The organism is Hwangdonia seohaensis, assembly GCF_031932625.1.
Classification (GTDB): domain Bacteria; phylum Bacteroidota; class Bacteroidia; order Flavobacteriales; family Flavobacteriaceae; genus Hwangdonia; species Hwangdonia seohaensis.
Map to the genome: position 1 here is coordinate 568155 of NZ_JAVSCK010000001.1, position 11635 is coordinate 579789.

Below are 11635 nucleotides of genomic sequence, written 5' to 3' on the forward strand. Positions count from 1 at the left end.
TGTTAAATGAACAGTGTAAATAATATTGAATCATATAAGGCACAGGCACCTACAGTTGTTACCATTGGTACTTTTGATGGCGTACATATTGGGCATCAAAAAATTGTTAAGCGCTTAATTAATGCTGGGAAATTAGAAGGCTTAAAATCTGTAATCCTTACTTTTTTTCCGCATCCGCGTATGGTTTTGCAAAAAGATTCTTCTATTAAATTAATTAACACCATTGATGAGCGGCATGCCATATTAGACGCCTTAGGATTGGATTACTTGCTTATTAAAAAATTTACCAAAGAGTTTTCAAGGCTCTCCGCCGAGGATTTTGTTAAGCAAATTCTGGTCGATAAACTACATGCCAAAAAAGTAATAATTGGTTACGACCACAGATTCGGCAGAAACAGAAATGCCAATATCGACGATTTAAAACGCTTTGGAAAAGTATATGATTTTGAAGTTGAGGAAATTTCAGCACAAGACATTAACGATGTGGCCGTAAGTTCAACCAAAATCAGAAAAGCTTTAAACGAAGGCCAAATGGCAAAAGCCAATATGTTTTTAGGCTATAATTTTATGATTACCGGAACCGTTGTTAAAGGCAAGGGTTTAGGCAAGAAATTAGGATTCCCCACCGCAAATATTAAGGTTGAAGAAAACTATAAACTCATACCAAAATACGGGTCTTATATTGTGAGTTCAACCATCAACAACAAAAAAGTATTCGGCATGCTGAATATAGGCATGAATCCAACTGTAGCTGGAAATACCGAAAGCATTGAAGTGCATTTTTTCAATTTCAATAAAGATATCTATAACAAAACCATCCAAATAGATCTGTACGAACGCATTCGCGACGAACAAAAATTCGAATCGGTTGAGGCCTTAAAAAACCAACTGGCAAAAGATAGGGAAACCGCCTTGGTGTATATTGCGAAACATCATGCTAGATAAATGGCTATTTAAACATATTGATAATTCGGCTTTAATCATTTTTAGAATCTTTTTTGGGCTGCTTTGCTTTATAGAATCTATTGGCGCCATTTATACTGGTTGGGTAAAACGGGTTTTTATCGACCCCAAATTCACGTTTTCGTTTATCAGTTTCGAGTGGTTGCAACCCTTACCGGGTAGCGGTATGTATTGGTATTATGCCGTAATGAGCATATTTGCTTTAGGCATCATGCTGGGTTACAAATATCGCCTAAGCATTTTAGGTTTTACAATTATGTGGTCTGCAACGTATTTCATGCAAAAATCGTCGTACAATAACCATTATTATTTATTGATGCTTATAAGTAGCATTATGGTTTTTATGCCCGCAAATAGGTATGCTTCAATCGATGTCAAACAAAACCCAAAACTTAAAAGTTATGCCATGCCCCAATGGTGCAAATGGGTGTTTGTACTTCAACTTTTTATTGTTTATACCTATGCGTCGGCAGCCAAATTATACCCCGATTGGTTGGATGCTTCGGTTATGGAATTGCTCATGAAAAGCAAACAGAACTATGTTTTAGTAGGTGAACTGCTCCAACAAAAATGGATGCATTTTGTGTTGGCTTACGGCGGTATTGTGTTCGATGGTTTAATTATTCCGTTGCTATTATTTAAAGCCACCAGAAAATGGGCGTTTATAACAGCTATATTTTTTCATCTGTTTAACTCGTTTGTGTTTCAAATTGGCATTTTTCCGTATTTGGCATTGGCTTTTACCGTGTTTTTTTTCGACCCGAAAACCATTCAAAAGTTATTTTTTAAAAAGAAGGTTTTTTATGAATTGAACGAGGTTATCATGCCTAAATACAAAACCCAACTTATTACGTTGTTTGCCATATATTTTTTGATTCAAATAGGATTGCCGCTGCGGCATCATTTTATAAAAGACGATGTACTTTGGACCGAAGAAGGGCACCGCCTGTCGTGGCGCATGATGCTTAGGGCCAAAAGCGGAAGCACAACATACCGGGTTGAAAACAAGAATACCGGCAAAAGTTACCCCGTAAATTTAGACGATTATTTAAGCCCAAAACAAAAACGTTTGGCAAGCACAAAACCAGATGCTATTTGGCAGTTTTCGCAAAAACTAAAGGCCCTGTTTAAAAAAGACGGACAAGAGGTTGCTGTTTACGTAAATTGTAAAGTGAGCGTTAACGGAAAACCATATAAACAACTCATAAACCCAAATGTTGATTTGGCCCATGTGCCTTGGAATTATTTTAAACACAACGATTGGATTTTACCTTATAAGTAAAGTCCCTCCTAGCCTCCCCAAAGGGGAGGGATAGCTACTCATGGAAAAAGAAAAAAGCTAAAACATTTGAGATTTTATACCTGACTGCTTACTGATAACTGCCCAATGTAGACTGTCTCGCGTTAGGGATTGAGGCATTTGTTGGAGCTCGCCGACGCAGGAGGAAGCGACTGCCGAAAGCCCGACCCCTTTTTCGGGGTAACGCCCAAAAAAATCATCTGAAAAACATCGTTTTACTCTATCTGTAATTCATTAAATTTCTTCAGTAAAATGCTAAATTTTTGTCTTAAAAAAGTACAAAATTCAGCTTTACTTTAGTAACCATTTTATTAGTACATAATTTTATTTCATTTGGTTTTAAGAAACTAAAAAATGAAAAAAATCATGTACTTTTGTCCCTTAAATTTTTCACCCATGTTACAAGTCCCTTTTATTAGAGAAAACAAAGATTTGGTAATTGCACGATTAGCAAAACGAAACATTGATGCTTCAAAAATGATTGATGAGGTTATTGCTTTTGATGAAGACAGAAAACGTATTCAAACTGAATTGGACAATACTTTGGCGGAATCGAACGCGCTATCAAAAGAAATTGGGAACTTATACAAATCTGGCGAAGCGCAAAAGGCAAATGCCCTGAAAGAAAAAACGAGTGCGTTAAAAGATAAATCCAAAACCCTTAATGATTCACTTAATAACAAAGTTGAAGCATTAAATGAGTTGTTATATAAAATCCCGAATGTACCAAATGAGATTGTCCCATCTGGAAATTCAGATGAAGATAACGAAGAGGTTTTTAAAGCAGGCGATATACCGGTTTTACACGATGGCGCCTTGCCGCATTGGGAGTTAGCCAAAAAATACGACATTATAGATTTTGAACTTGGAAATAAAATTACGGGCGCAGGTTTTCCGGTTTATAAAGGAAAAGGTGCCCGATTACAACGCGCTTTAATCGCCTATTTTTTAGATAAAAATACCGAGGCTGGATACACGGAATATCAATTGCCACATTTGGTTAACGAAGCTTCTGGTTTTGGTACGGGGCAACTCCCCGATAAAGAAGGGCAGATGTACCACGTTACCGAGGATAATTTGTATTTGATACCAACGGCCGAAGTACCGGGAACCAATATTTTTAGAGATGTGGTTTTAAACGAAAGCGAATTGCCAATTGGCATTACTGGTTACACGCCGTGTTTTCGTCGCGAGGCCGGAAGTTATGGCGCACATGTTAGAGGTTTAAACAGATTGCACCAGTTTGATAAAGTTGAAATTTTACGGGTTGAGCATCCAACAAAATCTTACGAAGCATTAGACGGCATGGTAAACCACGTAAAAACCATTTTGCAAGAGTTAAAATTACCGTACCGGATTTTAAGGCTTTGCGGTGGCGATTTAGGGTTTACAGCGGCATTGACTTACGATTTTGAAGTATTCTCAACAGCGCAAGACCGATGGTTGGAAATTTCGTCTATTTCTAACTTTGAGACCTTTCAAGCCAACCGTTTAAAATTGCGTTTTAAATACAGTGATGGAAAAAACGAATTGGCGCACACACTAAACGGAAGTGCTTTAGCGTTACCAAGAGTACTTGCCGGCATTTTAGAAAACTACCAAACCAAAGACGGTATTGTAATTCCTGAAGTGTTGCAATCGTACACCGGATTTTCGATTATTGATTAAAATCAGTTTTGATTTTATAGACAGCTGTCAGTTCGAGTGATTCCAATTTTTTAATTGGAATTGTATCGAGAACTATATAATAAACGTTAATCTAGAAATATAAATAAAAACCTACAAATTGAAGTTCATTTTTTAAAATAACTCGACGAAATGCAAATATTTCATGTTGTTTAACGAATTTACATGGATTTTCTTTGCAAATCGAAATATATTATAGAAGTTAGCTTCAACCAAAAAATTAAACTTAACCTACCATGAAAAATATTAAACGCTTATTGCTTTTAATTGCATTAGTTTTGGTTGCCGGTAAAGTATTATTTTCAGATTTCGAAATAATTAAAACTGAAAATAAGGCTACTGCGGCAGTGGTAAGCAAGTAAATATTTGCTTAAAAAACTAAATTTTCTTTTTAGTAGTCGTTCTCGTTTTTTCGAGAATTAAAGACAGTCCCCAATCTTGAGTAATATTACTTTCAAATTAACGGTTGTTAATAGCAAAGGTATTGTTGATTGGTTTATGCCCGAATTTTTATTCGGGCATTTTTTTAATGAAACTCTAATTTATGGAGGTTTTTTAACGACCAAAAATCAGTTAGTTGAATTAATCCCGATGAGAATCGGGATCTCTTAAAAGTTCTTCCTCTTTTTAACCAAATATAAAATTTAAGAAAACTTCAACAATTACTAACCATCACATTCGCTATATTTACGTCATGAGGATGCTTTTTATTTTATGTTTACTTTTTTGCACCAGTCTGTTTTCGCAAGAGGATGTTTTGGCAAAAGACTATTTTAATAAAGGGGATTTTGAAAAAGCGCTTTACGAGTATAAACGATTATATGCACAATCGCCTTTAAACATAAATTACATCAATCAACTTGTAAGTACGCATCAGCAATTAGAGCAATACAACGAAGCCGAAGAGTTTCTTTTAAGCGTAATAAATCGCATAAATTACCCTGCTTTTTTTGTTGAGTTGGGATATAATTACCAACTTAAAAACGATTTGGAAAACGCAAATTTATTCTATCAAAAGGCCATCAATAGTTTAGATAACAACGTAAATAATGCATTTTCGGTGGCGCGCAGTTTTCAAAACCATACGTTGTTAAACGAAACCATTACGGTGTACGAAAAGGCCATGGTTTTAAAGCCGGAATTAAATTTTAAATTTCAGCTTGCCAAAATATACGGCGAACAAGGAAATGTTGAAAAAATGTTTGTCAGCTATATTGAATTTGCCGAAAAAAATCCTGTGGCTTTAAATAACATCAAACGGTTTATCAACGATTTTATAAGTGAAAACAGTGCGAATGAAAACAATATTTTATTCAAAAAAATTCTACTTAAAAAATCCCAACAACAGCCCAATTTACTTTGGAACGAAATGTTGAGTTGGTTATTTATTCAGCAAAAAGATTTTAAAAAAGCATTTATCCAAGAGAAAGCCATTTTTAACCGACAACCGGAAAGCTTAAGTAGAATTGAAGAATTGGCAAGTATTGCCGCCAATGAAAACGCCAACGAAATTGCCAAAGAAATCTATACGTTTTTAATTGAAACCGCCCAAGATTTAGAAACCCAACTACATGCCCATTACAGCCTGTTGCAGCTTGAAACCAAAGCAAGTACCCCTGATGATTACGAGGCTATAAACCATACATATTTAGCATTGTTTAAGGAATTTGGCATGTTTCCGCAAACCTTAAAACTACAGATTTCCTATGCGCATTTTTTAGCCTTTTATAAAGACGAAGCCCAAACGGCCATCGAGTTTTTAGAAAACACGCTAGAACTTCCACTTACCGAATTTGAAAAGGGCGAGGTAAAACTGGAACTGGGCGATGTTTTAGTGCTTCAGGAAAAATTTAACAAAGCATTGATTTATTACACCCAAATACAGCGCAACCTAAAAAACAGCACGCTTTCGCAGGAAGCGCGGTATAAAGTGGCCAAAACCAGTTATTATAAGGGCGATTTTAAATGGGCCGAATCACAGCTTAAAATTTTAAAAGCCTCAACCTCGCAACTTATTGCCAACGATGCGCTCGATTTAAAATTATTGATTACTGATAATAAATACGAAGACTCCCTACATACGGCATTAAAACTATATGCGAAAGCCGATTTACTGGAATTTCAAAACAAAAACGATACAGCCATTTCTACTTTAAATACCATTTTGGAAAACCATAAAACCGAGCCTATCATCGCTCAGGCGCTTTTCAAACAAGCTCAATTATTTGAAAAAAAGGCAGAATTTGAAAATGCAAAGGCCAATTACGAATTAATAATCGCCAATTACAGAGGCGGTATTCTGGTGGACGATGCCTATTATAAACTAGCACATATTTATGAGCGATATTTGAACGAACCGGAAAAAGCAAAAGCCTTATACGAGCAAATTATTTTTAATCATGCCGATAGTATTTATTTTGTTGAAGCTCGAAAAAAATACCGCGCATTACGGGGCGATGCCATAAATTGAATAAAACCCAATGATCAAATTCCAAATCCCAAAAACTAAAAACCAGCCAACTTTGGAATTTTAAATTAATGATGATTATAGCCGAAACAGAACGCTTATTGATTTCAAAATTCACACTTTTTGATGCGCCTTTCTTTTTGCAATTGGCAAATTCACCCAACTGCCTAAAATATATTGGGGATAAAAACCTTAAAAATATTGCCGATACCGAATTGTATTTACAAGATAAAACCATAAAAAGTTATGCAGATTTCGGCTTTGGTTTTTATAAACTAACCCTGAAGAAAAACAACAAGCCCATTGGCACTTGTGGCTTGGCGAAACGCGATAAATTAGATGATGTTGATATTGGATTTGCATTTTTGGAAGACTACGAAGGCCAAGGTTTGGGTTTTGAAGCATCGGTTGAAATTATAAAACTTGCCAAGTTTAAATTCAATCTTAAAAAAATTGTAGCCATAACAAATCCAGATAACCGGAATTCAATTAAATTATTAGAAAAACTAGGGCTGCTTTTCGAAAAAAGGGTAAATCCTTTTGATGATGACGAAGAACTCCTGTTATTTGCAAAAACAATATAAACAAAACGCTGTCATTCCTGCAGACGCAGGAATCCAAAACCGAATAAAAATGTATATATACAACGTAACCGTAAATATAGACGAAAGCATTCACGACGAATGGTTGCTGTGGATTAAAGCACACATTCCGCAAGTATTGGGCACTGGGAAATTTGAAAAAGCTACCTTAACCAAGGTTTTGGTTGAAGAAGACATGGGCGGACAAACCTATTCCATTCAATACCGCTCGTATTCGCGCGAAGCTTTAGATGCCTATTATCGAGACGATGCTGAAAAACTTAGGATTGAGGGCCTAAAGAAATTCGGAGATAAAATGCTGGCTTTCAGAACCGAGCTACAAATTGTAGATGAATATACGGTTAATTTTAAGTAGATAATATTAATGGAGCAATTATACAATATCGTTGTAAAACAATTAATTATAACATATACGGGAGGAACAATTTTGTATTTATATTATAAAATTAAGGGAAGAAAGATTGCTTATTCAGATATTTTAAATGAAGTAAATCCAAAAACGGGATTAAAAAAACATAGATATAAAGCTTTTTATTTAGGAATCACATTTTTTATAATTTTAGTTATTATTGTTTCTACAATAGCTGGGTTTAACCCCAAGTTATACGAAACCACTAACTGATTTTTTAAAAAAAATAATAGAAATCTATTAAATATTACACTTTGCGTCTCTGCGTCTTTGCGAGACAAAAAAATCTTCATGTGCATTAAGCTTTTCGAAACATAGTTTTCTATCTTCGTAAACAACATAAAAACATTCGCAAATTCGTGGCATACAAACCAAACCAACATCAAGTAAAAGCAAAAAAACATTTAGGGCAACATTTTCTAAAAGACGAATCTGTGGCACAAAAAATTGCGGATACTTTATCGTTGAAAGACTATAAAAAAGTTCTTGAAATTGGCCCGGGAATGGGCGTCTTAACCAAGTATTTGCTTAAAAAAGAGATTGAAACCTATGTGATAGAAATCGATACCGAATCGGTTGAATATTTACAAGCCAATTACCTAAATCTAGCACCAAGAATCATAGAAGAAGATTTTTTAAAATTCGATTTAAACGTCGTTTTTAAAAACCAGCCCTTTGCTATTATTGGTAACTTTCCCTATAATATTTCAACGCAAATCGTTTTTAAAACGTTGGAAATGCGCGACCAAATTCCAGAGTTTTCAGGCATGTTTCAAAAAGAAGTGGCGCAACGCATCTGCTCAAAAGAAGGCAGTAAAGTTTATGGCATTCTTTCGGTTTTAACGCAAGCCTTTTATAGTGCCGAGTATTTGTTTACCGTTCCGCCATCGGTTTTTAATCCGCCACCAAAAGTAGAATCCGGGGTTTTAAGGCTCACAAAAAAAGAAAACTACGCACTGCCCTGTAACGAACAATTACTGTTTAAAACAGTAAAAACAGCCTTTCAACAACGCAGAAAAACACTTCGCAATAGTTTAAAAATCTTCAATTTATCCGATAATTTAAAAGCAAATGTTATATTTGGCAAGCGTCCGGAACAATTAAGTGTAGAAGCCTTTATTGAGCTTACGCTATTAATTGAAAACGATAAAAGTTAAATGTCACTTCGAGTGATTTCAAAATGAGTTTTGAAATAGTATCGAGAAGTTTTAAATCTCATGTCCGAAGAAAAAGAAAACATACAATTTGAGCTAACAAAAGAACTTGTTGGGCAAGTAGAACAACTTATTGAAGTTAATAACGATAAGGAACTCCGCAAGCTACTCAATGAGTTTCACTACGCCGATATAGCCGAAATTCTAGATGAATTAAATCTGGAAGAAGCCATGTATGTTATTAAGCTGTTGGATTCTGAAACGACTTCAGAAATACTGATGGAGCTTGATGAAGACAATCGGGAAAAAGTATTAAAAAATCTATCGGCACAAGAAATCGCCGAAGAAGTTGAGGAGTTAGACACCGATGACGCCGCAGATATTATCTCAGAACTTCCCGAAGCGCGTCAGCAAGAAGTTATCAACAGGATTGAAGACCTTGAGCACAAAGCGGAAATCACAGAACTTTTAGCTTACGATGAGGATACAGCCGGTGGGCTTATGGCAAAAGAGTTGGTTAAAGTTTACGAAACCTGGACCGTTGCCGGATGCATGCGCCGAATTCGAGGGCAAGCCAAAGAAGTTACACGGGTGCATTCCATTTATGTGGTCAATAAAGAAGAAAAACTCATTGGCCGTCTGTCGTTAAAAGATTTAATAGTCGCCAAAAGCGACCAAAAAATATCAGACTTGGTAAAAGTCAATGTCGATTATGTCAATGTACACGACAACGCAGAAGATGTAGCAAAAATCATGGCAAAATACGATTTGGAAGCTATTCCTGTGGTAGACGATAAACAAACATTATTAGGCAGAATCACCATTGACGATATTGTAGACGTATTAAAAGAAGAAGCCGAAAAAGATTACCAATTGGCAGCTGGTATTACCCAAGATGTGGAGGCCGACGATAGCATTTTAAAACTAACCAAAGCACGTTTACCGTGGCTACTTATAGGCATGTTTGGTGGTTTGGGAGCAGCCAGCATCATCGAGTATTTTAACGAAGCCATGGGCTCGTTTATCGTGTTGCTCAGTTTTGTGCCGCTTATACAGGCAACCGCAGGAAACGTGGGCGTACAGTCGTCAGCCATCGTCGTACAGGGGTTGGCAAACGACAGTGTGGACGGCAACATTATAAAACGGCTTTTTAAAGAATTTTTTCTGGGCGTTGTTAACGGTTTCGCCATTGCCATCATCGCACTAATTATTACCCATTTTTTATTTGGCACACCGTACATTGTTTCAATCACTATTGGTATCGCGCTAATTTCGGTCATTATTATGGCAGCCTTAATTGGCACATTTATACCTATTTTTTTAGATAAAAGAGGCATAGACCCCGCCGTGGCCACAGGCCCTTTTATTACAACAAGCAACGATGTGTTTGGTATTTTAATGTATTTTTTAATAGCCAAATTAATATTGGGGTTTTAGTCTTTGGGCGTTACCCCAACCCTTCGACTGCGCTCAGGGCACGTGGTCGGGCTTTCCGCTATATCTTTCTTGTGCCGAAATTGTTTCAGTATCTCATCAAATATTTCAATATATTTTAAAGTAAATTTTATATTAAACTTTATAGTTAAGCACAAAAAAGGATGCCGCATCAATCCCTAACGCAAAACATCGTAATTTTGTAGAATGAAGGCAATAAATATCAAACAAAAGTTTTCAAAATTTTTAAAAAACTGGCACCCACATCAAATTGCCGTGGTCGACGATATGCAGGTTATATTGGCAAAACTTAAAGGCGAATTTGTATGGCACAGCCACGACAATGAAGACGAGCTTTTTCAAGTTATAAAAGGCACCTTATACATGCAATTTAGAGACCGAACCGAAGTTGTAAATACCGGCGAAATTATTGTGGTTCCAAAAGGCGTAGAGCACAATCCGTGTACAAAAAACAACGAAGAAGTCCATGTGCTACTATTCGAAAAACTAAATACGGCGCACACTGGAAACGTACAACACGAAAAAACTCAAACCGAATATCCAAAAATATAGTAACGTCATGCGCGCCCGAAAGCTATCGGGATGTTGCATCTTCTTTTAATGTTTTAAAATGAAAATTCTACACTTAGACACCAATCACGAACTATTAATTAACCAACTCAACGATTTGGGCTTTACAAACCATGAAGATTATACCTCATCAAAAGAAGCCGTTAAAGCCAAAATCCATCAATACGACGGGTTTATTATTCGAAGTCGGTTTTCAATCGACAAATCGTTTTTAGATGCCGCAACCAACTTAAAGTTTATTGGTCGTGTTGGTGCAGGTCTGGAAAATATAGATTGCGATTATGCCGAACAAAAAGGAATTGCATTAATAGCCGCACCCGAAGGCAACAGAAATGCCGTTGGTGAGCACAGCTTAGCCATGTTGCTAGCGTTATTTAATAAATTGAATAAAGCCGATAAAGAAATTAGAGCAGGCAAATGGTTGCGCGAAGAAAACCGTGGTTTAGAGCTCGACGGAAAAACGGTTGGTCTTATTGGCTACGGCAATATGGGTAAGGCTTTTGCAAAAAAACTACTTGGTTTTGATGTTACGGTTTTATGTTACGATATTAAAGACCATGTCGCCGATAAAAATGCAAAACAGGTTTCGTTAAAAGAACTGCAACAACGTGCCGATGTTTTAAGTTTGCACACACCGGAAACACCTTTAACCATTAATATGATTGATGGTGCTTTTATCAATCAATTTACAAAACCGTTTTGGCTAATTAATACGGCACGGGGCAAAAGTGTCGTGACCAAAGATTTGGTTTCCGCATTACAATCGGGTAAGGTTTTAGGCGCGGGACTGGATGTTTTAGAGTACGAAAAAGCATCGTTCGAAAACCTGTTTTCTTCAACCATGCCAGAACCGTTTCGGTATTTAATACAAGCTGAAAACGTTTTATTATCACCACACGTCGCGGGTTGGACGGTTGAAAGCAAAGAAAAATTGGCACAAACCATTGTCGATAAAATTAAAGCCTTTACACTTTCTTAACTAAGATTTCTTAAAATAAAAAAAGTCCAGATAAAAACTATTATCTGGAC

At 36.3% G+C, this 11635-nt stretch carries 12 protein-coding genes; all 12 read left to right on the forward strand.

Features of this window, described 5'->3' with window-relative positions; all coding sequences use genetic code 11:
* The first annotated feature begins 6 nt into the window (after nucleotides 1-6).
* Complete coding sequence (locus tag RNZ47_RS02445; protein WP_311935839.1) at nucleotides 7-945, forward strand: bifunctional riboflavin kinase/FAD synthetase; 939 nt, start codon at nucleotides 7-9, stop codon at nucleotides 943-945.
* Entirely contained in the window at nucleotides 935-2245 is a 1311-nt protein-coding gene (locus RNZ47_RS02450; protein ID WP_311935842.1) for an HTTM domain-containing protein, read from the forward strand. The genes RNZ47_RS02445 and RNZ47_RS02450 overlap by 11 nt, the downstream gene beginning before the upstream one ends.
* Nucleotides 2246-2659: 414 nt before the next feature.
* Nucleotides 2660-3931, forward strand: coding sequence for a serine--tRNA ligase (serS, locus tag RNZ47_RS02455; RefSeq protein WP_311935845.1), 1272 nt, complete (start codon nucleotides 2660-2662; stop codon nucleotides 3929-3931).
* 254 nt (nucleotides 3932-4185) lie between these two features.
* Entirely contained in the window at nucleotides 4186-4311 is a 126-nt protein-coding gene (locus RNZ47_RS02460) for a hypothetical protein (RefSeq protein WP_311935847.1), read from the forward strand.
* A 338-nt stretch (nucleotides 4312-4649) separates the two neighbouring features.
* Nucleotides 4650-6419: a tetratricopeptide repeat protein gene (locus tag RNZ47_RS02465; protein WP_311935850.1), complete on the forward strand. Its 1770-nt coding sequence runs from the start codon at nucleotides 4650-4652 to the stop codon at nucleotides 6417-6419.
* 68 nt (nucleotides 6420-6487) lie between these two features.
* The gene (locus RNZ47_RS02470) at nucleotides 6488-7000 is read left to right on the forward strand and encodes a GNAT family N-acetyltransferase (RefSeq protein WP_311935853.1); all 513 of its coding nucleotides are present in this window, start codon (nucleotides 6488-6490) and stop codon (nucleotides 6998-7000) included.
* A gap of 49 nt (nucleotides 7001-7049) precedes the next feature.
* Complete coding sequence (locus RNZ47_RS02475; RefSeq protein ID WP_311935854.1) at nucleotides 7050-7373, forward strand: DUF4286 family protein; 324 nt, start codon at nucleotides 7050-7052, stop codon at nucleotides 7371-7373.
* A 9-nt stretch (nucleotides 7374-7382) separates the two neighbouring features.
* A complete protein-coding gene (locus RNZ47_RS02480) occupies nucleotides 7383-7640 on the forward strand; it encodes a hypothetical protein (RefSeq protein WP_311935857.1) in 258 nt (85 codons plus the stop codon).
* Nucleotides 7641-7786: 146 nt separating this feature from the next.
* Nucleotides 7787-8584: a 16S rRNA (adenine(1518)-N(6)/adenine(1519)-N(6))-dimethyltransferase RsmA gene (gene rsmA, locus RNZ47_RS02485; protein ID WP_311935860.1), complete on the forward strand. Its 798-nt coding sequence runs from the start codon at nucleotides 7787-7789 to the stop codon at nucleotides 8582-8584.
* A 60-nt stretch (nucleotides 8585-8644) separates the two neighbouring features.
* A complete protein-coding gene (gene mgtE, locus RNZ47_RS02490; protein WP_311935863.1) occupies nucleotides 8645-10018 on the forward strand; it encodes a magnesium transporter in 1374 nt (457 codons plus the stop codon).
* A 204-nt stretch (nucleotides 10019-10222) separates the two neighbouring features.
* Nucleotides 10223-10588, forward strand: a complete 366-nt coding sequence (locus RNZ47_RS02495; RefSeq protein WP_311935866.1) for a cupin domain-containing protein — start codon at nucleotides 10223-10225, stop codon at nucleotides 10586-10588.
* A 58-nt stretch (nucleotides 10589-10646) separates the two neighbouring features.
* Nucleotides 10647-11585, forward strand: coding sequence for a 2-hydroxyacid dehydrogenase (locus RNZ47_RS02500; RefSeq protein WP_311935870.1), 939 nt, complete (start codon nucleotides 10647-10649; stop codon nucleotides 11583-11585).
* The last annotated feature ends 50 nt before the right edge of the window (nucleotides 11586-11635 follow it).